The following is a 17860-nucleotide window of genomic DNA, read 5'->3' on the forward strand; positions in this document are numbered from 1 at the left end:
GAGCGGGTCGGTGGACCCCGGCCCGGCTGGGGTTACCGCACCCCTTATTTTATCACGAAGTCCGAAGGAACTCAACAGGCGGAGGGGCTTTTTTGTCCTTTTCTGGGGAAGCTTTCCCCGCCTGGACCGCCGGGAGGGCGGTGGAAGGGGCCGGGAATCAACCTATGCGGCGAGGGTCCGAAAGAGAACGCCCCGGCCTGGGCTGCGCAGGGGCAGCCCAGGCCGGGGGTTCTGCTATGCCTCCGCCGCCAGCAGGGGGGCTACCCTCCGGGCCATGGCTGCGGCGTCAATGGAAGCGCCGGTGAAATGCTCCAGGGCGAAGACCGCCTGGTAGAGGAGCATCCCCAGGCCGTTGAGGGCCGTGTGTCCTCCGGCCCTTGCCCGGGACAGGAGGGCGGTCTCGGCGGGGTGGTAGATGGCGTCGAAGACAGCCGCCTCCGGGGGCATGGCGTCCACAAAGCCCAGGTCCTCGAACTGCCCCCCGCCCCCGGCCATGCCCAGGGAGGTGCAGTTCACCAGCAGCCCGGCCTCCCGGCACAGCCGCCGGAGGGTCTCCGGGGCGAAGTCCGCCGGAGCCAGCCGCCCCGCCGGGTCCTGGGCACAGAGGGCCTGGGCCTTCTCCGCCGTGCGGTTGCAGACCCAGACCCGCTCGGCCCCCTGCTGGGCGAGCTTCAGGGCCACCGCCTTGGCCGCCCCGCCGGCCCCCAGGAGCACCACCTTCCGTCCCTCCGGCCGGACCCCGGCGTCCTCCAGGGCCCGGAGGAAGCCCAGGCCGTCGGTGTTGCAGCCCAAGGCCCGGCCCTCCCGGAGGCAGACGGTGTTCACCGCCCCGTAGAGCCGGGCGTCAGGGTCCAGGCCGTCCATCAGGGGGACCAGGGCCTCCTTGTGGGGCATGGTGGCGTTGAACCCGGCATACCCGGCGCACTTTGCGGCGGAGAGCCAGGCCGCCGTCTCCCCGGCGGGGACCGGCTGGCAGAGGTAGACATAGTCCAGCCCCAGGGCTGCAAGCATGGTGTTGTGGATCAGGGGCGATTTGGAGTGGAGCACCGGGTCCCCGATGACACAGAGCTTTCGGGTGGTGTTTCTCAACTCGACCAGCATTCAGAGCCCCTCCCCGCGGCCCTGCTCCTGGGCCAGGAAGTAACCCATAGCGGCCTCATAGCCGTAGAGGCCCAGGCCGCAGATCTGGCCCACGCAGGCGGGGGCGGTGACGCTCTTGTGGCGGAATTCCTCCCGCTGGTGGATATTGGAGATGTGGACCTCCACGCAGGGCACCGAGACGGCCTTGAGGGCGTCCAGAATGGCGATGGAGTAGTGGGTGTAGGCCCCGGGGTTCATGACGATGGCGTCGTAGACCCCCTGGGCGGCCTGGATGGCGTCCACAATGGCCCCCTCGTGGTTGGACTGGAAGCACTCAGCCGAGGCGCCATGGGCAGCGGCGAAGGCCCGGAGCCGGTCACAGAGGCCCTGGTAGTTCTCCTGGCCGTAGATGCCGGGCTCCCGCTGGCCCAGCAGGTTCAGGTTGGGTCCGTTGATGATGAGGAATTTCATGGGGCGACCTCCTCGAAAAAAATGGTGGCGGCCAGGGCGGCGGCGGCCTCCGGGGTGGGCTCCGCGATGAAATAGTCGGCCCAGCGGCGGTAGATGGGCTCCCGCTGGCGGTATCGCTCCACAAAGGCCTCCCGCCCTCCCTGGCCCAGAGGCCGGCCGGCCATGGAGACCGTGTCGTAGGTCTCCCCCGGGTCCCGGCGCAGCCAGAAGACCAGGCCGCTCTCCTTCAGGGGGGCCATGGCCTCCGGCTGGGTGGGGAGCCCCCCGCCGCAGGCGATGACCAGTCCCCGCCGCCGGGAGAGCTCCTCCGCCGCCGAGCGCTCCCGGGCCCGGAAGCCGGCCTCCCCCTCGGCGGCGAAGAGCTCCGGGATGCTCCGGCCGGCCTGGGCCTCGATCCAGGCGTCGGTGTCCGCCAGCTCCCGGCCCAGCCGCCGGGCCAGGAGCCCCCCCACGGTGGTCTTGCCACAGCCCATCATGCCGATGAGCACCAGATTTCGGTCCGCTTCCCCGTTTCTCCGGGGGACAGGGTCCTCCGGCGGCAGCCGGTCCGCCGCCGGGAGGTACAGGGCCTGCCGGACCAGGGCCTGGAGCTCCCGGCCGTCTCCACAGCCCATCTCTGCCAGGTCCTGGGCCAGGTCCAGCTCCAGCCTCAGGTCCGTGCCCTGCACCACGCCGCCCAAGTGCTCCTCCAGCGAGAGCAGCCGCCGGGCGGGCTCCCACCAGGCCTGGGGGTCCTGGCTCCGCCGGCTCCGGACCCCTGCCCGGACGCGCGCCAGCAGGGCCTGCCGGACCCGCTCCCGGCTCCAGTCCCGGTTCCGCAGGGCCTCGGACAGGGTGTGGGTCAGGGGCAGCCACCCCTTGGTGACGCTCCAGGCCGCGTCTACACAGGCCAAGGGCGGATCGGGGTCCTCCGCCATGCGGCGGTCCAGTCCGGCCTCCACCTCCTCCAGGGTCAGGATGCCGCACTCCAGCCCCAGGAGCCAGAAGGCCAGCTGCTCCCAGACCGTGAGGGCTTCCCGTTCCGCCATGGCTCAGCCCTCCCCGCTGGAGCGGTAGTTGCCCAGGACCCGGAGCTGTTCGGCGGTCTGGAAGAGCTCCAGCAGGGCCCCGTCCATGCCGGGAGCGGTCAGGTCCCCGGAGAAGTCGGCGAAGAAGCGGTACTCCCAGCTCCGGCACGGGATGGGCCGGGACTCCAGCTTCAGGAGGTTCAGGCCGTTGACGGCGAAGATGGTCAGCAGCTCCTGAAGGGAGCCCGCCCGGTGGGGCAGGCGGAAGAGAATGCTGACCTTGTCGCTCCCCGACCGGCGCTCCATCACCGGGGAGACCACTACGAAGCGGGTGTCGTTGCTGTCGGAGTCGCTGATGTGCTCCGCCAAAATCTCCAGGCTGTAGAGCCGGGCGGCCCGGGGGGAGCAGATAGCGGCCTGGCCGGGCGACCCGGACCGGGCCACGAACTGGGCGCTCTCGGCGGTGTTGAGCCGGGGAACGCAGGTCCAGCCCCGGCCCTTGAGGAAGCCGGCGCACTGGAGGAGCCCCTGCTCGTGGGAGTAGACGGTGGTAACGCCGTCCAGCCGGGCCCCGGCGGGGGCGGCCAGGCAGTGGTCCACCTTCACGGTCTGTTCCCCCACGATGGAGTGGCCGTACTGGGCCAGCAGGTCGTAGACCTGGTTGATGGAGCCGGTGGAGCTGTTTTCGATGGGCACCACGCCATAGTCGGCCTCTCCCCGCTGTAATGCCTGGAAGACCTCCTCCCAGGTCCCCACATGGGACCGGGGCAGGTCCTCCCCGAAGAAGCGGGCCGCGGCCTCGTCGGCGTAGGCCCCCGGCTCCCCCTGGTAGAGGACCCGGGGGTGCTCCAGGGGGGCACGGGCCCCGTCCATGGCCCCCCGAATCCGGGCGTAGTCCTGGTTCCCCGCCTCGTTCACCAGCCGCCGCTGCTGGCGGCGGCTGATGCCCATAATGGCCTCGTAGAGGGCGGCCACATCGTCCCGGAGGGCCGGGTCGGCCACCAGGGCCGTCTTTTGGGCCAGGACCTCCCGTTCCCGCTGGGGGTCCAGCACCGGGATGCCATGGGCCCGCTTGTACTCCCCCACCCGCCGGGTCAGCTCCATGCGCTGGAGAAAGAACTCCGTAAGCCGGGCGTCCAGGGCGTCGATCGCTTCCCGGAGGCCGTTGAGCTCGCTCATAGGGCGTTCACCTCTAAACTAAGATGGTTTGGGCTCAGATGCCCAGCAGGGTGCAGGAGGCCAGAGCCGCCGCCGCCTCGATGACGGGGACCGCCCGGGGGACGACGCAGGGGTCGTGGCGGCCGTGGATGGAGAGCTCCACCGGCTCCCCGGTCCGCAGGTCCACGCTCTCCTGGGGGCGGGCGATGGAGGCAGTGGGGCGCATGGTCACCTCAAAGACCACGGGCATCCCGTTTGTGATGCCCCCATTGACCCCGCCGGCGTGGTTGGTGCGGGTGACGATCCTGCCGTCCCGGACCTCAAAGGGGTCGTTGGCCTCGCTGCCCCGCATGAGGGCCAGGGCCACCCCCGCCCCGAAGTCCACTCCCTTGACGGCGGGGACGGCAAAGAGGTACTGGGCAAACAGGCCCTCCACATTGCGGCCGAAGTCGGGGGAACCCAGTCCGGCGGGGAAGCCGGTGACCACGCACTCGATGGAGCCCCCCACCGAGTCCCCCTCCCCCTTGGCCTCCAGAATGGCGGCCTTCATCTCCTCCCCCTTGGCGTCGTCCAGCACAGGGAAGTCCTTCTCCGCCACAGCCCGGAGGTCCTCCGGGTCCTCCAGGCCGGCGTCGGAGATGCCATAGATGGCGCTGATGTGGGCCCCCACCCAGACCCCCCGGCGCTCCAGGAGCTGCTTGGCCACCGAGCCCGCCGCCACCAGGGGGGCGGTGAGCCGGCCGGAGAAGTGTCCGCCACCCCGGTAATCCAGGCAGCCGCCGCTTTTGAGGAAGCCGGCGTAGTCTCCGTGGCTGGGCCGGGGGGTGAAGCGCAGGGCCTCGTAGTCCCTGGAGTGCTGGTCCTCGTTGAAAATCAGGAGGGCCAGGGGGTCCCCGGTGGTCTTCCCCTCGAAGACTCCCGAGAGGACCTGAACCTGGTCGGCCTCCTTTCGGGCGGTGGACCAGGGGTTTTTCCCGGTGGCCCGGCGGGCCAGCTCCCGGGCTATGCGGTCCAGGTCCAGCTCCAGCCCGGCGGGAGCCCCCTCCAGCACCACCCCAATGGCGGGGCCGTGGGATTCGCCGAAAATCGTGTGCCTCATACCGTTCCCTCCCGGCGGATGTCCCCGCCCAGCTTCTCATAGTCCTCCCAGAAGCTGGGGTAGGACTTGGCCACGCACTCCGCCCCGGTGATGGTCACCGGGGCCTCGCAGGCCAGGGCGGCCACAGCGGCCATCATGGCGATGCGGTGGTCGTTGCGGCTGTCCACCACCGCCCCGCCGGGGAGGGAGTCCCGGCCCGTCAGGGTCAGGCTGTCGGGGCCCTCCAGGACCTCCGCCCCCAGGGCCGTCAGAACCTCTGCCACGGCGGAGAGGCGGTCGCTCTCCTTGTCCCGGAGCCGGGCGGCGTGGGTGAGGTGGGTGACGCCGCAGCGTCCGGCGGAAATGGCCGCCAGGGGGGGCGCCAGGTCGGGGCACTGGGACACGTCCAGTTCCACCTCTCCGGGCCGGGCCAGGGTCCAGTAGTCCAGAGCAATGCGCCTGTCCCCCTGGACCGAGTCGTGGTTGAGGCCCTGAATCTCGATGTCCCCGTCCAGGAAGCTGGCGGCGTACCAGAAGGCGGCCTGGGACCAGTCGGCCTCGATAGTCAGGTCCCGGGCCCGAAAGGTCTGGTTCCCCGGCGCCCGGAAGCCCTGGGGCCCCTCCTCCACGGCGACGCCGAATTTCTCCAGCGCGTCCAGGGTCAGGTCCACATAGCCCCGGGACTCCAGGGGGGTGGTGAGGACGATCTCGCTGTCCCCCTCCAGCAGGGGCAGGGCGTAGAGGAGCCCCGTGACGAACTGGGAGGACACATCGCCGGGCAGGGCGTAACGCCCCGGCGTGAGCCGCCCCCGGACGGTGAGACCGTCCCCGGTCTTCTCATAGGAAATCCCCTTCTCGTCAAAGAGGGTGAAATAGGGGCCCAGGGGCCGCTCCAAAAGCCGCCCCCGGCCGGTGAAATGGCCGCCCCCCCGCAGGGCCAGGGCCACGGGAATCAGAAAGCGCAGGGTGGAGCCAGACTCCCCGCAGTCCAGGCGGGGCAGACCATCGGCCCCGGCGGGCCGGCCGTGCTTCAGGGCGGCCAGGCAGTCCCGGGTGGCCTGGATGTCCCGGGACTGGGCCAGGTTGGAAAGGCGGCTCTCCCCCTCCGCCAGGGCGGCGGCGATGAGGGCCCGGTGGGCGATGGACTTGCTGGGGGGCGGGGTGACGGTCCCCGCCAGGGGCTTGGGGGTGATGGTGACGTTCATGGAAAGTCCTCCTCTCGCTGGAGCAGCCGCAGCAGCTCCGCCTTGGGCAGCTTGTGTGGGACGGCCCTGCCCAGGGCCGACAGGAGAATGAGGGTGATGTCCTCCCCCGCACCCTTCTTGTCCAGGCCCACGGCGGCGGCGTAGCCGGCCTGGGAGCAGGCAATGCGGGCGGGGAGTCCCAGGGCCCCCACCGCCCCCGCGATCTGGCCGGAGACCTCCGCCGGAGTGACCCCCAGCGCCGCCCCCAGCCGGGCCGCCAGCACCATCCCCGCCGCCACCGCCTGGCCGTGGGTCCACCGGGTATAGTGTCCCGCCAGCTCGTAGGCGTGGCCCAGGGTGTGTCCAAAGTTCAGCAACATCCGCGCCCCGGTGTCCCGTTCGTCCTGGACCACTACGGCGCGTTTTAAGTCGCAGCAGGTATACAAAATGGACTCAATTTCGGCCCGCAGGGCCCCCCGGCTGGGCCGCTGTGCCAGGAAGTTGAAGAAGCCCCGGTCAAAGATACAGCCGTATTTGAGGACCTCGGCCATACCGTCGGCGAAGGTCTTGTCGTCCAGGGTGTCCAGGGTGTCCGGGTCCATGAGGACCAGCCGGGGCTGCCAGAAGGCCCCGGCCAGGTTCTTCCCGTGCTGGAGGTCAATGGCCACCTTCCCCCCCACGGAGGAGTCCACCTGGGAGAGGAGGGTGGTGGGGATCTGGACGAAGTCCACCCCCCGGAGGATGGTGGCGGCGGCGAAGCCCGCCAGATCTCCCACCACGCCGCCCCCCAGGGCAATCACGGCGTCGGTGCGGGTGAGGCCGAAGGCCATCATCTCCTCCCACAGGACGGCGAGCTGCCGGGGGGACTTGGAGGGCTCCCCGGCGGGGACGGGGACCAGGAGGGCCTCAAAGCCCGCCTGGGAGAGGCTGTCCAGCACCCGCTGTCCGTAGAGCGGGCCCACCGTGGTATCGGTGACCACGAAGAGCCGCCGGGCCCGGGGTAGGGCGGCCTGGATGCGCACACCGGCCCGGTCCAGCAGGCCCCCCGCGATTTCGATGTCGTATGCCCGGCCGGGCAGGTCCACCGTCAGGGTCTTCATGGGCGTTTCCTCCTCAGCCCTGCTGGGTCAGCCACTGCCGGAGGCTGGTGACCTTCCGCATCAGGGCGTCGAACTTGGCGGGTGTTAGGGACTGCTGTCCGTCGCATTTGGCGTGGGGCGGGTCGTTGTGGACCTCTATGATGAGGCCATCGCAGCCGATGGCGGTGGCGGCCAGGGCCAGGGGCTCCACCATCCAGTACATCCCGGCGGCGTGGGAGGGGTCCACCACAATGGGCAGGTGGCTCATCTGCCGGATGGCGGGGATGGCCGAGATGTCCAGAGTATTCCGGGTGAAGGTCTCGAAGGTGCGGATGCCCCGCTCGCAGAGGATGACGTTCTCATTGCCCTCGGCCATGATGTACTCGGCGGACATGATCCACTCCTCGTAGGTGCTGGATAGGCCCCGCTTGAGGAGGATGGGCTTGGACATCTTGCCCACCTCCTTCAAAAGCTCGAAGTTCTGCATGTTCCGGGCCCCCACCTGGACCACGTCCACCTCCCGCTCGAAGAGGTCGGCCATGCGGGGGTCCATGATCTCGGTGACGATGGGCAGGCCGGTCTTAGCCCGGGCCTCCATCATCAGGTCCAGGCCGGGGGCGCCCATGCCCTGGAAGGAGTAGGGGGAGGTCCGGGGCTTGAAGGCCCCGCCCCGGAGGAGCTTGGCCCCGGAGGCCTTCACGTCCTCGGCCACTTCACAGATCTGCGCCTCGCTCTCCACCGAGCAGGGGCCGGCAATGACGGCGAAGTTTCCCCCGCCGATCTTCACGTCCCCCACAGTGACCACGCTGTCCTCTGGGTGGAACTTGCGGTTGGCCTTCTTGTAGGCCTCCTGGACCCGCATGACCCGCTCCACGTTGGGCTCCATGGAAATCTTATCGATGTCCAGGCTGATGGTATCTCCCACCAGTCCCAGGATGCTGCACCCCACGCCGTTGGTGATGCCCACGTCCAGGCCCATGCCCCGGAACTTGTCGGCCAGGGCCTGAATGTCCTCCTGCTTGGTGCCTGGCTTCATGATAACTACCATAACAAATTCTCTCCTTTTCTCCCCAATGGACGCGGAAAGATAGAAAAAGCGCGCCCATTGACGGTAAAATCAATGAGCGCGCGGTAAGCCGCTGCAAAGGGCCCCCTTCCGGGGCCTGCCCATTCACCTGATTCCGCCGTCTCTGCCCATGCCAAAAAAGCCGGCGCCCGTAAATCGGGCCCAGCCAAAGCGGGTAAAGAAGCGGGATGCAGTTGTGAGGCAAACGGTATCCATAAAAACAACCTCACCGAACAGGTTGGAGGTATTTTACACCTCTTCGGCGGAAAATGCAAGTCCCAATTTTCACCCGATGTGTCACAACACGGCCCTCTGAACCGAAATCCTGACAGACCCACCGTGCGCGGGCATGGGGAAGGGAGGCGCTTCTGACCGCCGGGGAGGGGCCCTCCGGGCCCGGCTGGCGGTCTTTCCCAGCCATTTCTGGCTGCTGGAGGAGAACGGGCAGCTCCTGGCCTATGCCAACGGCATGGTGAGCCTTCAGCCCCGGATCACCGACGACCTCTATGCCGAGCCTAGGGCTTGTTTGAAAATTGGCGATGTGTCCAGCAGCGAGGGATTTTGAGCCGCTGGCAAGCAATTTTTTCGCAGGAATCCTGGCGGATTTCAAGGAAAAATTGCGCCGTCCAGGGGACAAAAGACCCGCCGGTTGGGCATGTTGACATTTTTCAAACAAGCCCTAGGGCTTGTTTGAAAAATAGCAACGTGTCCGGCAGCGAGGGATTTTGGGCCTCTGGCAAGCAATTTTGACCCAGGAATCCTGGCGGATTGCAAGGAAAACTTGCGCCGTCCAGGGGGCAAAAGACCCGCAGGTTGGGCATGTTGACATGTTTCAAACAAGCCCTAGCCGGCATCGGGAGGACGGCCCCTGGCAGCTGATTTTCGGCCTGGCCACCCAGCCAGACTGCCGGCGGCGGGGGTTGGCCGGGCAGGTGCTCCGGCGTGCCGCCGACGCCCGGGCCCAGGGACGGCGGGGGATGGTCCTCACCTGCAAGGAGGGGCTGATCCCCTTCTACCAGTCCTTCGGCTTTGAAAATCGGGGCCTCTCGGCCTCGGTCCACGGCGGGGCGGTGTGGTACGACATGGTGCTGGCGTTTCCCCAAGAGGCCGATGCAGAATAAAAAACCGCCGGACCGCGCACAAACGCACGGTTCGGCGGTTTTTCGCTATCGGGCCAGGACAAAGAGGTTGCTGTCGCTCACGAAGTTGGCCACGCTGTAGAGGACCAGCACCTGGTCGATGTCGTTGTCCCGGACGTACTGCGCCACGGAGGTCTTGTTGTACCGGGGGTCAAAGAGGTGGATCTCCGAGAAGTTGGCCGTCAGGAAGGGGGTCAGGCTGTCGGCGTAGGAGTCCCGGATCACCAGCAGCTTAGGGGCATCGGTGTGGGGGGGCTCCACCACCGCCAGGGGCTTGTTGCCACCCAGGAAGAAGGAGTACTGGTCCTTCTCCTCCAGGCGGCTCCAGTCGTAGAGGGCCCCGGGCTGGGACTGGGTCCCGTTCCAGGCCGTCACTGTAATTCCCTCCTCGGGGACGTAAATGTCGATGTGGTCCGGGGGCATCCACCGCACCCCGGAGGTGGAGAAGGTGGTGCCGTTGAAGTTCTCCGAGACGGTGGTTTTGGTGTACGCCTCCAGGGGGACGGGCTCCAGGCCCATGGTCTCCATCAGGGCGGCATAGCCGTAGTAGGCCCCCAGGCTGGTCCAGTGGTGGTCCAGGCGGTAGTAGATCTCCTCCCCGGCGTGGGCGCGGAGGATGGCGTCCAGGCCGGCCCACCGGGCGGCGGTGGACGCCTGGGCCTGGGCCAGGATGTCCTCCTCGCTGGCGTTGGGGGCCCCCTCCGGCAGGCGGTCGGCCCACACCGAGACCTTTCCGGGGATCAGGGAGAAGGTCACGGGGATTTCCACATTTTCCACCAAGTTGTTCACATAATCCAGATTGTCCGCCACCCGGTCAGGGTCGGGTCGGTCAAACCGGGCGATGAGGGTGTCCTCCTTGCAGAGGTAGACCCCGTTGTTCTCCCCTTTGCCCAGGGCCCGCTCGGAGAGGGCCTTGGCGGCAATCCACAGGTCCCGGCCGGCGAACTGGTCGGTGAGGTAGGTCTCGAAGTCGGACATAAAGGTCCCGTTGAAGAAGTCCCCGCTCTCCCGCACCGGCCAGGCCAGGCGGAAGTCCTGGGCGTCCAGCTCCGGCCTCTGGGCCAGGTAGCGGTTCTCCAGGGGGGAGAATTCCCGGTCCGGGGTCACGAGGTTCAGAAGCAGAAAGCCCCCCAGATAGGCGCAGAAGAGGGCCGAGAGAAAAACGGCGTATTTTTTGGACATGTCAGCGCACCCCCCTTAGAAGCGGAAATAGAGGAAGGGATTGTAGGTGGCGTCCACCAGGTAGGCGGTGGAGAGGAAGAGCCCCGCCACCACCAGCGCTGGCAGAATCACGGCCTGTCCCCGTTTGGGGATGCGGGGCCACAGCCCGGCGCACAGGGGAGTGGCGGTGACGCAGCCGATGACCAGCACCCCCAGATAGGAGCGCAGGTAGTAGCCGAAGGCCGGGTCCCACAGGCCGCCCCCAGCCCGGCCGAACATGGCGGCCAGATAGGCCCCCATCTGACCAAAATCCTCCAGGGCGAAGATGGCCCAGCTCACCAGTACCAGAAAGAGGGTGTAGCCGTGCCGCAGGAGGGCGGGCCAGCCCTCCAGCAGCCGCCCCAGCCAGAGCTTTTCCACAATGAGGAGGAGGCCGAAGTAGAGCCCCCACAGCAGGAAGTTCCAGCTGGCCCCGTGCCAGAGGCCGGTGAGGCCCCACACCACCAGCAGGTTGAAGCACAGCCGCCCCCGGGAGACCCGGTTGCCCCCCATGGGGATATAGACGTACTCCCGGAACCAGGAGCCCAGGGAGATGTGCCAGCGCCGCCAGAACTCCGTCACCGAGCGGGAGATATAGGGGTAGTCGAAGTTCTTCAAAAACTCGAAGCCCAGCATCCGGCCCAGGCCCACGGCCATGTCGGAGTAGCCCGAAAAGTCGAAGTAGAGCTGGAGAGAGAAGGCCAGCACCCCCAGCCAGGCCCCCAGGACGGTGAGCTCCTCCACGGGCATGGCCTGGTAGGCGTCCCACAGCATCCCGATGTTGTTGGCCAGCAGGACCTTCTTTCCCAGGCCGATGACAAAGATGTGGACGCCGTTGGCGAACTGCTCCACCGAGTAGCTCCGTGCGTCCACCTGGTCGGCCAGCTCCTTGTACTTCAGGATGGGCCCGGCGATGAGCTGGGGGAAGAGGGTCACGAAGGTGCCGAAATTCACCAGGCTCCGCTGGACCTGGGCGTCCCTCCGGTAGACGTCCACCGGGTAGGTCATGGTCTGGAAGGTGTAGAAGGAGATGCCGATGGGCAGGGAGAGCCCCAGAGAGGGCAGCAGGTCCAGCCCCAGGCCCCGGAGGGTGCCGGCGATGAGGTCCCAGTACTTGAAGAAGAAGAGAATGGCCAGGTTCAGGCCCAGGGAGACCGCCACGGTCCACCTGGCCCAGCCGTCCCGCCCCTGGTCCTTCCATCGGCCCACCAGGGCCCCGGCGAAGTAGTCCAGGACAATGGTGAAGATCATCAAGAGGATATAGGTGGGCTCCCCCCACCCGTAGAAGATGAGGTTCACCACCAGCAGGAAGGCGTTGCGCCAGCGCAGAGGGGTGACATAGTAGATGCCCAGCACCAGGGGCAGATAGAGGAAGAGGAACAGCAGACTGGAGAAGACCACAGACGACACCTCGGCTTTTTCGGCAGGAATGGCGGGAGGGCATTCCGCCCTTTCCCTTGGACGGCGGGAGGCAGGGAAAGGTTCCCAGCCCCCCGAAAAGTTTTTTATGTACCCAAGACGTGGCTGCGGATGCGCTGGATGATCATGTCCAGGGCCACCAGATTCCGGCCCCCCTCGGGCACCACGATGTCGGCATAGCGCTTGGAGGGCTCCACAAACTGCTCGTGCATGGGCTTGACGGTGGTGAGATACTGCTGGACCACCGAGTCCAGGCTCCGGCCCCGGTGCTTCACGTCCCGCATGATCCGCCGGAGGATGCGCACGTCGGCGTCGGTGTCCACGAAAATCTTGATGTCCATCAGATCCCGGAGTGCCTGGTTCTCAAAGATCAGGATGCCCTCCAACAGGATGACCTTGGTGGGCCGGACCTCCAGGGTCTCCGGGGCGCGGTCGTGGATGGTATAGTCGTAGACGGGGCACGCCACCGTCTCCCCCCGCCGGAGGGCCTGGAGGTCGGCGATGAGCCGCTCCGTCTCAAAGGCGTCCGGGTGGTCGTAGTTGAGCTTGGTGCGCTCCTCATAGGTGAGGTCACTGTGGGATTTGTAGTAGTTGTCGTGGTAAAGGATGCTCGCATCCCCCTGGAACTCGTCCCTGAGCCGCTCGGTAAGCGTGGTCTTTCCGGATCCGGTCCCACCGGCGATGCCGATGATCATGGTGTCCATGTGCCTCTTCGCCCCTTCCCAGTTTGTACCTCTGACGGAAGTATTATACCCGCTCCGCCGGGACGCCGCAAGGGTTTGGGGGAAATTTGGGAAAAAAGGGCGGGGCCCCTTGACAATAGATAGAACATCGATATAATAATAGATAGATAATCTATCTATTTAAGGAGGACCAGAGATGCCAAGAGAAAAGAATCAGCCCGGCGCCACGGGGATGCTGCTGCTCTCCCTGCTGTCCCGGCGGGAGATGTACGGCTATGAGATGATCGCCGCCCTGCGGGAGCGGTCCAACCACGTCTTTGACTTGAAGGCCGGGACCCTCTACCCCCTTCTCCACGGCCTGGAGCAGCGGGGATGGGTGGTCTCCCGAGACGGGGAGGCGGGGGGCCGGATACGCCGGTACTACGCCATTACCGCCTCCGGCCGGGCGGCTCTGCAGGCCCAGAAGGAGCGGTGGGACGCCTACGCCGCCGGGGTGCGGGGGGTGCTGGAAGGGGGCGTGACCTGTGGCGCGTGAGGCATTGCAGGAGTACCTGGAGGCTGCGGGGGCGGAAATCCGCTGGCGGCGGGCCCGGGGTCCCCTCCTGCGGGAGCTCTCCGACCACATCGCCGATCAGGCCGCCGAATTTCAGACCCAGGGCCTGGAGGAGGGGCCCGCCCTGGAGCGGGCGGTGGCCGAGATGGGGGACCCGGCGGCGGTAGGCCGGGACTTGGACCGGCTCCACCGGCCCCAGAACCGCTGGGGTCTGGCCCTGGGGGTGCTGCTCCTCCTGCTGGCGGGGCTCCTCCTCCAGCATCTGGCGGCCCGGTTCCTCCAGGACAGCGAGGCAGACGCCTACTTCCGCCGGCAGGGCTTCGGGGTGCTGCTGGCCGTGGGGGTCCTGGCGGGGCTGTGGTTCTCCGACTGCACCCTCCTCCTCCGGCGGCGGTGGGCGGCTCCGGCGGCCCTGGGGGTGCTGCTGGCCGCCTGTCTGGCCGGCTGGCTCCTGCTCCCTTGGTACGATGCCATGCCAGTCTGCACCTACCTGACCCTCTTGATGCCCGTCCCCTACGCCGCCCTTCTCTGCCGCCTCCGGGGGCAGGGGGGCGGGGCAGTCCTCCTCGGCGGCCTGCTGGCGGCAGTCCTGCCCCTGCCCGCTTTCCTTGTCCCAAGCACCACGGCCTGGGCCGTCTCCGCTGGGACCATGCTGCTGACCCTGGGGGGGGCGGCGGGCCTGGGCTGGTTCTCCGGGGGCCGGGGGAAGGCCCTGCTCCTGGCCTGGGGCCCCGCCCTGGCCCTGGGCGTCCTCCTGCTGCTCCAAAATCCGGGCTTTCGGGCACAGATGGCCGTCTTTTTCCACCCCCAGCGGGACCCCTTTGGCGCCGGCTTCCTCTACCTCACCCTCCGGGAGGGGCGGATCTTTTCGGATTTTTTCTCCAGCAACGCCTGCGACTATTTTCTGGCCTTCCTGGCCCGGGTGCTGGGCCGGTGGGTCTTCCCGGCGGCGTCGGGGCTGCTGCTCCTCTCCGCCGGACTCCTGCTCCGGCGGACAGCCCGGCTCCAGAGCCGCCCGGGGAAGATCCTGGCCCTCTCGGCCCTCCTCCCCCTGGTCCTCCAGGCGGGGCTCTATCTGCTCTTCAATCTGGGCTGGTCTCCCTTCGCCCCTCTGTCCCTGCCCTTCCTCTCCTACGGGGTGGGCTATCTGGCGGTAAACGCCGCCCTGGCGGGGGTCCACCTCTCGGTCTTCCGCATGGACAGCCTCCTTCGGGACAGCGCCGGGACGGCTCCGCTCCGGCCCCGGCCGGGCCAGTGGGCGCTGCCCCTGGGCCGGGGAACCCTCCACATCTCCTACCGCCCCAGGGCGTAAAAACCGCCAGCCTGTCGAAAAAGTCTTTCGGCTTTTTCGACAGGCTGGCGAACTTTTTCCATTGTGCACAAAAGGGGGGCGGTTTTCTTCCGCTTACTCGGCGGCGATGAGGTAGTAGTACACCGGCTGGCCCCCGGCGATAAGGGTGATATCGGCGTGGGGGCAGGCGGCGGTGAAGATCTCCTTGGCGGTCTCGGCCTGGGAGCTGGTGACGTCCTCGCCGTAGTAGAGGGTGATGAACTCGGCCTTCTGCTGGTGCTCCTCCCTGGCCAGACGGCCCAGGAGAGCGAAGATGTCCCGGTCGGTGCCGAAGAGCTGGCTCTCGCTGAGGGCCAGGTAGTCCCCCTCCCGGATCTCGAAGCCGTCGAAGTCGGAATTCCGGGCGGCGTAGGTAATCTGGGAGGTATGGACCTGCTCCATGGCCTGGGTCATGGCCCGGGTGTTGTCCTCCTGGGAGGCGTCTGGGTCGAAGCTCAGGAGGGCGGAGACCCCCTGGGGGATGGTCTTGGTGGGGAGGACCACCACTGTCTTCCCCTGGGCCAGGGGGATGCACTGCTCCGCAGCCATGATGATGTTCTTGTTGTTGGGCAGGACATAGACGATCTCGGCGGGGGTCCGGTCGATCTCCCCCATGATGTCCTGGGTGGAGGGGTTCATGGTCTGGCCCCCGGAGACGATGCGGTCCACCCCCAAATCCCGGAAGACGGCGGCGATGCCCTCCCCGGCGCAGACCGAGACGAAGCCATACTTTTTCTCCGGTGCGGCCGGCCCTTGGGGGGCGGGCGCACCGGCCGCCTGGCCGGCCTCCTCCAGAAGCTCGGTGTGCTGGCTGCGCATGTTCTCGATCTTCACGGTCTGAAGGGCGCCGTAGGTCAGGGCCTCCTCCAGCACCTTGCCGGGGTGGTTGGTGTGGACGTGGACCTTGATGATCTCGTCATCGTCCACCAGCACCAGGGAGTCCCCCAGGGCGCTGAGGAAGCCCCGGAGGGCCTCCGGGTCCTTCTGGGTGTCCCGGGAGCAGATAAATTCGGTGCAGTAGCCGAATTGGATGTCCCCGGTCTGGAAGGCGCCGAAGTCGGCGTGGTCCTGAACGGCCGCGTCCTCCTCCTGGGGCCCCTGGGGCATGGGCATCCCCCGGAGCTCGTCCAGCATCCCCTGGAGGATCACCAGAAAGCCCTTGCCCCCGGCATCCACCACCCCGGCCTTTTTCAGCACGGGGTTCTGATTGACGGTATCGGCCAGGGCGATGTGGCCCTCCTTGAGGGCCTCGTCCAGGACGAACTCCACGGAGAGGTCCTCCTGGGCGGCCTCGGCGGCCCGGCGGGCGCACAGCCGGGAGACGGTCAGAATGGTACCCTCGGCGGGCTTCATGACCGCCTTGTAGGCGGTGGACACACCGCAGTCCAGGGCTGCGGCGAAGTCGGCGCCGTCGGCGGTATCCCTGTCCTTGAGGGCCTTGGCAAAGCCCCGGAAGAGCAGGGACAGGATGACCCCGGAGTTGCCCCGGGCCCCCCGCAGCAGGGCGTTGGCGTTGGCCTGGGCCGCCGCCCCCACCCCGGTGAGGGGCTTCTTCCGCAGCTCGGCGGAGGCGGTGGCGATGGTCATGCTCATGTTGGTGCCGGTGTCCCCGTCGGGGACCGGGAAGACGTTGAGCTCGTTGATCTGCTGCTTTTGGGCGCTGATGGAGGCCGCCGCGTGGACGATCATCCGGGACAGCAGCGGCCCGTCAATGGTTCCTCTCATGTCCAACGTTCCTTTCTGATGACGGTATGTCAGCCGATGACCATGGAGTCCACGCAGACATCCACACTGCTGACCTTGACGCCGGTAAAGCGCTCCACAATGTAGCGCACCTCGCTCATGATGGAGCGGCTGACGGCGGTGAGGTTGACTCCGTTGTCCACAATGATGTGCAGCTCAATGGCCACGGCGCCGTCCTCCCGGAAGCGGACCTTGACCCCCTTGGACATGGACTCCCTGCGGAGCAGGTGGACCAGGCCGTCGGTCTTGGAGCGCACCGCCATGCCCTTGACGCCGTAGCAGTTGGTGGCGGCCGCGCCGGTGATGCTGGTAAAGACGTCGGGGCTGATGGTGATGACGCCCCGCTCGGTTTCCAATTTCATATAGAACCTCCTTTTTCAGGACCAGGACAGAATACGCCAGCTTGGTATCCCTTATTGTATTCTATTTTCTCCACAAATACAAGGGAAAAAATTGCGCCGGGTGATTGTAATTTGGGCGGAAATCGTGTAGACTAGGGGTATCTTTAAAGATGAGGAGGCATACTGGGATGAAGGTTGCCCGTTTTGTACTGAAGATCGTGGGTTGGTCTCTGGCCCTGGCCGCCGCCATTTGCTGCGTGGTGGCCTACTGGGACAAGCTCTCCGACGGACTCAGCGGCCTAAAGGACAAGGCCGCTGAGCGCCGGGCGCACTGCCACTGCCCCTCCGAGTTCGACGATTACGCCGACTGGGACGAGTAAGCGGCAGGCCGGGAGCCCCCGGCGCGGCGGAGCTCCCAAGGCAGAAAAACGCCCTCTCCCCGGGCGCGGTCAAGGCCGCGCCGGCAGGGAAGGGGGCGTTTTTCTTGGTCTGGGCCGCCGTGCTCACAGGGCTTGTTTGAAGCGTAGCAATGTGCTCAGCGGCGAGGGATTTTGACTGCCGGTAAGCAATGGGACCGCAGGAATCCCGACGGATTTCAAGGGAGCATTGCGCCGTCCGGGGTCAATAGCCCCGCCGGTTGGGTATGTTGATGAGGTTCAAGCATGCCCTCTAGCTTGGGATATCCCCCAGCCGGTAGACGGTGATCCCCAGCAGGGCGTAGAGGAAGGCGCTGCCGCTCCCCAGGACCTGGAGGGTGGAGGGAGCGGCGGTCACCTGCACCGGGGCGCTGAAGGCCAGGGCGGCCGAGTCGGCGGTGGTGTGGAAGGTGTGCAGGGCGGCCGCGCCGGGTACCTGAGCGCCATCCTGCACCAGGCTCGCTCCGATGGCGGCGGGGAAGCTGAGGCCCCGGCCCGGGGCGAAGTTTCCCTGGAAGGCCACGGCATAGACGCCGGGCTGGTTCAAGGTGAAGCTGCCGCTGCCGGAGGTGTGGCTCACTGCCGCGCCATAGCTCAGACCGTTGCGGTCAAAGAGCAGCGGGGCGCCGCCGGCGCCGCTCTGGGACGGGGTGGAGTAGGCCGACAGGAGCGCCACCGCTCCGCCGCTCTCTCCGGTCGCGCCCTGGGGGATGGTGAAGTTCAGCACGGCATTCTGCTCGGTGCCGCTGTTGACCACGCTGGCGCTGCTGCCGGGCTCCCCTGTGGCCACCGTCCCCACCCGGACGGTGGCGGCGGCCCCGGCAGGGCCTGTAGACCCGGCGGGCCCTCGGGGACCAGTTGGACCCGTGGCGCCGGCGGGGCCCGTAGCGCCGGCGGGGCCCGTAGCGCCGGC

Annotated in this window: 18 protein-coding genes and 1 pseudogene; 5 read left to right on the top strand and 14 right to left on the bottom strand. The window is 67.3% G+C overall.

The features are described from left to right. Positions 1–234: 234 nt before the first annotated feature. Genes aroE through aroF form a run of 8 tightly spaced genes read right to left on the bottom strand, consistent with a single transcriptional unit; the run spans position 235 to position 8105 of the window. Positions 235–1101 carry a shikimate dehydrogenase gene (aroE, locus tag Q0K09_RS04265; RefSeq protein ID WP_294473398.1) on the bottom strand — a complete coding sequence of 289 codons (867 nt, stop codon included), beginning with the start codon at positions 1099–1101 and terminating at the stop codon, positions 235–237. After that, positions 1102–1551, bottom strand: coding sequence for a type II 3-dehydroquinate dehydratase (gene aroQ, locus Q0K09_RS04270; RefSeq protein ID WP_294473400.1), 450 nt, complete (start codon positions 1549–1551; stop codon positions 1102–1104). After that, a complete protein-coding gene (locus Q0K09_RS04275; RefSeq protein ID WP_294473403.1) occupies positions 1548–2579 on the bottom strand; it encodes a shikimate kinase in 1032 nt (343 codons plus the stop codon). The genes aroQ and Q0K09_RS04275 overlap by 4 nt, the downstream gene beginning before the upstream one ends. Before the next feature lie 3 nt (positions 2580–2582). Further along, positions 2583–3737, bottom strand: a complete 1155-nt coding sequence (locus Q0K09_RS04280) for a bifunctional chorismate mutase/prephenate dehydratase (RefSeq protein ID WP_294473404.1) — start codon at positions 3735–3737, stop codon at positions 2583–2585. Between the two features lie 34 nt (positions 3738–3771). Continuing rightward, positions 3772–4815: a chorismate synthase gene (gene aroC / locus Q0K09_RS04285; protein WP_294473407.1), complete on the bottom strand. Its 1044-nt coding sequence runs from the start codon at positions 4813–4815 to the stop codon at positions 3772–3774. After that, positions 4812–5999, bottom strand: a complete 1188-nt coding sequence (locus Q0K09_RS04290; protein WP_294473409.1) for a 3-phosphoshikimate 1-carboxyvinyltransferase — start codon at positions 5997–5999, stop codon at positions 4812–4814. The genes aroC and Q0K09_RS04290 overlap by 4 nt, the downstream gene beginning before the upstream one ends. Continuing rightward, positions 5996–7078 (bottom strand): 3-dehydroquinate synthase, encoded by a 1083-nt coding sequence (gene aroB, locus Q0K09_RS04295; RefSeq protein ID WP_294473410.1) that lies wholly within the window; start codon positions 7076–7078, stop codon positions 5996–5998. Before aroB ends, Q0K09_RS04290 begins: the two co-directional genes overlap by 4 nt. Before the next feature lie 13 nt (positions 7079–7091). Further along, positions 7092–8105, bottom strand: coding sequence for a 3-deoxy-7-phosphoheptulonate synthase (gene aroF / locus Q0K09_RS04300; protein WP_294473412.1), 1014 nt, complete (start codon positions 8103–8105; stop codon positions 7092–7094). A gap of 367 nt (positions 8106–8472) precedes the next feature. Between aroF and Q0K09_RS04305 the strand changes: the two genes are divergently transcribed. Then, complete coding sequence (locus Q0K09_RS04305; protein ID WP_294473415.1) at positions 8473–8688, top strand: hypothetical protein; 216 nt, start codon at positions 8473–8475, stop codon at positions 8686–8688. A 262-nt stretch (positions 8689–8950) separates the two neighbouring features. After that, positions 8951–9244 carry a GNAT family N-acetyltransferase gene (locus Q0K09_RS04310; RefSeq protein ID WP_365931425.1) on the top strand — a complete coding sequence of 98 codons (294 nt, stop codon included), beginning with the start codon at positions 8951–8953 and terminating at the stop codon, positions 9242–9244. A gap of 45 nt (positions 9245–9289) precedes the next feature. Here Q0K09_RS04310 and Q0K09_RS04315 read toward each other — a convergent pair whose 3' ends face one another. The 3 genes from Q0K09_RS04315 to udk all read right to left on the bottom strand — a co-directional run bounded on the left by Q0K09_RS04315 (position 9290) and on the right by udk (position 12585). Further along, positions 9290–10444 carry a DHHW family protein gene (locus Q0K09_RS04315; protein ID WP_294473420.1) on the bottom strand — a complete coding sequence of 385 codons (1155 nt, stop codon included), beginning with the start codon at positions 10442–10444 and terminating at the stop codon, positions 9290–9292. A 15-nt stretch (positions 10445–10459) separates the two neighbouring features. Next, the gene (locus Q0K09_RS04320) at positions 10460–11863 is read right to left on the bottom strand and encodes an MBOAT family O-acyltransferase (RefSeq protein ID WP_294473422.1); all 1404 of its coding nucleotides are present in this window, start codon (positions 11861–11863) and stop codon (positions 10460–10462) included. A 104-nt stretch (positions 11864–11967) separates the two neighbouring features. Then, positions 11968–12585, bottom strand: a complete 618-nt coding sequence (gene udk, locus Q0K09_RS04325; RefSeq protein ID WP_294473424.1) for a uridine kinase — start codon at positions 12583–12585, stop codon at positions 11968–11970. A gap of 175 nt (positions 12586–12760) precedes the next feature. Between udk and Q0K09_RS04330 the strand changes: the two genes are divergently transcribed. Together Q0K09_RS04330 and Q0K09_RS04335 are read left to right on the top strand one after the other, a co-directional pair. Beyond that, entirely contained in the window at positions 12761–13099 is a 339-nt protein-coding gene (locus Q0K09_RS04330; RefSeq protein WP_294473426.1) for a PadR family transcriptional regulator, read from the top strand. Further along, entirely contained in the window at positions 13089–14429 is a 1341-nt protein-coding gene (locus tag Q0K09_RS04335) for a permease prefix domain 1-containing protein (protein ID WP_294473427.1), read from the top strand. The genes Q0K09_RS04330 and Q0K09_RS04335 overlap by 11 nt, the downstream gene beginning before the upstream one ends. 93 nt (positions 14430–14522) lie before the next feature. On the opposite strand, the gene Q0K09_RS04340 is transcribed toward Q0K09_RS04335, so the two are convergent. Then, entirely contained in the window at positions 14523–16172 is a 1650-nt protein-coding gene (locus Q0K09_RS04340) for a DAK2 domain-containing protein (protein WP_294473429.1), read from the bottom strand. A 29-nt stretch (positions 16173–16201) separates the two neighbouring features. Continuing rightward, complete coding sequence (locus Q0K09_RS04345; RefSeq protein ID WP_294473433.1) at positions 16202–16552, bottom strand: Asp23/Gls24 family envelope stress response protein; 351 nt, start codon at positions 16550–16552, stop codon at positions 16202–16204. Between the two features lie 167 nt (positions 16553–16719). On the opposite strand from Q0K09_RS04345, the gene Q0K09_RS04350 reads away from it, so the two are divergent. Continuing rightward, positions 16720–16911 carry a hypothetical protein gene (locus tag Q0K09_RS04350; protein WP_294473435.1) on the top strand — a complete coding sequence of 64 codons (192 nt, stop codon included), beginning with the start codon at positions 16720–16722 and terminating at the stop codon, positions 16909–16911. Positions 16912–17200: 289 nt separating this feature from the next. On the opposite strand, the pseudogene Q0K09_RS04355 reads toward Q0K09_RS04350, so the two are convergent. Next, positions 17201–17860: pseudogene (locus Q0K09_RS04355) on the bottom strand (collagen-like protein); the annotation flags it as partial.

This window comes from uncultured Intestinimonas sp., assembly GCF_944387725.1.
GTDB lineage: Bacteria > Bacillota > Clostridia > Oscillospirales > Oscillospiraceae > Intestinimonas.

What these genes read in the sequence shown, in the direction of transcription:
- udk (WP_294473424.1), bottom strand. Translation starts at nt 12,585, where the DNA reads ATGGACACCATGATCATCGGCATCGCCGGTGGGACCGGATCCGGAAAG.
- Q0K09_RS04280 (WP_294473404.1), bottom strand. Translation starts at nt 3,737, where the DNA reads ATGAGCGAGCTCAACGGCCTCCGGGAAGCGATCGACGCCCTGGACGCC.
- aroF (WP_294473412.1), bottom strand. Translation starts at nt 8,105, where the DNA reads ATGGTAGTTATCATGAAGCCAGGCACCAAGCAGGAGGACATTCAGGCC.
- aroQ (WP_294473400.1), bottom strand. Translation starts at nt 1,551, where the DNA reads ATGAAATTCCTCATCATCAACGGACCCAACCTGAACCTGCTGGGCCAG.
- Q0K09_RS04340 (WP_294473429.1), bottom strand. Translation starts at nt 16,172, where the DNA reads ATGAGAGGAACCATTGACGGGCCGCTGCTGTCCCGGATGATCGTCCAC.
- Q0K09_RS04310 (WP_365931425.1), top strand. Translation starts at nt 8,951, where the DNA reads ATGTTTCAAACAAGCCCTAGCCGGCATCGGGAGGACGGCCCCTGGCAG.
- aroB (WP_294473410.1), bottom strand. Translation starts at nt 7,078, where the DNA reads ATGAAGACCCTGACGGTGGACCTGCCCGGCCGGGCATACGACATCGAA.
- Q0K09_RS04345 (WP_294473433.1), bottom strand. Translation starts at nt 16,552, where the DNA reads ATGAAATTGGAAACCGAGCGGGGCGTCATCACCATCAGCCCCGACGTC.
- Q0K09_RS04305 (WP_294473415.1), top strand. Translation starts at nt 8,473, where the DNA reads ATGGGGAAGGGAGGCGCTTCTGACCGCCGGGGAGGGGCCCTCCGGGCC.
- Q0K09_RS04315 (WP_294473420.1), bottom strand. Translation starts at nt 10,444, where the DNA reads ATGTCCAAAAAATACGCCGTTTTTCTCTCGGCCCTCTTCTGCGCCTAT.
- aroC (WP_294473407.1), bottom strand. Translation starts at nt 4,815, where the DNA reads ATGAGGCACACGATTTTCGGCGAATCCCACGGCCCCGCCATTGGGGTG.
- Q0K09_RS04350 (WP_294473435.1), top strand. Translation starts at nt 16,720, where the DNA reads ATGAAGGTTGCCCGTTTTGTACTGAAGATCGTGGGTTGGTCTCTGGCC.
- Q0K09_RS04290 (WP_294473409.1), bottom strand. Translation starts at nt 5,999, where the DNA reads ATGAACGTCACCATCACCCCCAAGCCCCTGGCGGGGACCGTCACCCCG.
- Q0K09_RS04330 (WP_294473426.1), top strand. Translation starts at nt 12,761, where the DNA reads ATGCCAAGAGAAAAGAATCAGCCCGGCGCCACGGGGATGCTGCTGCTC.
- Q0K09_RS04275 (WP_294473403.1), bottom strand. Translation starts at nt 2,579, where the DNA reads ATGGCGGAACGGGAAGCCCTCACGGTCTGGGAGCAGCTGGCCTTCTGG.
- aroE (WP_294473398.1), bottom strand. Translation starts at nt 1,101, where the DNA reads ATGCTGGTCGAGTTGAGAAACACCACCCGAAAGCTCTGTGTCATCGGG.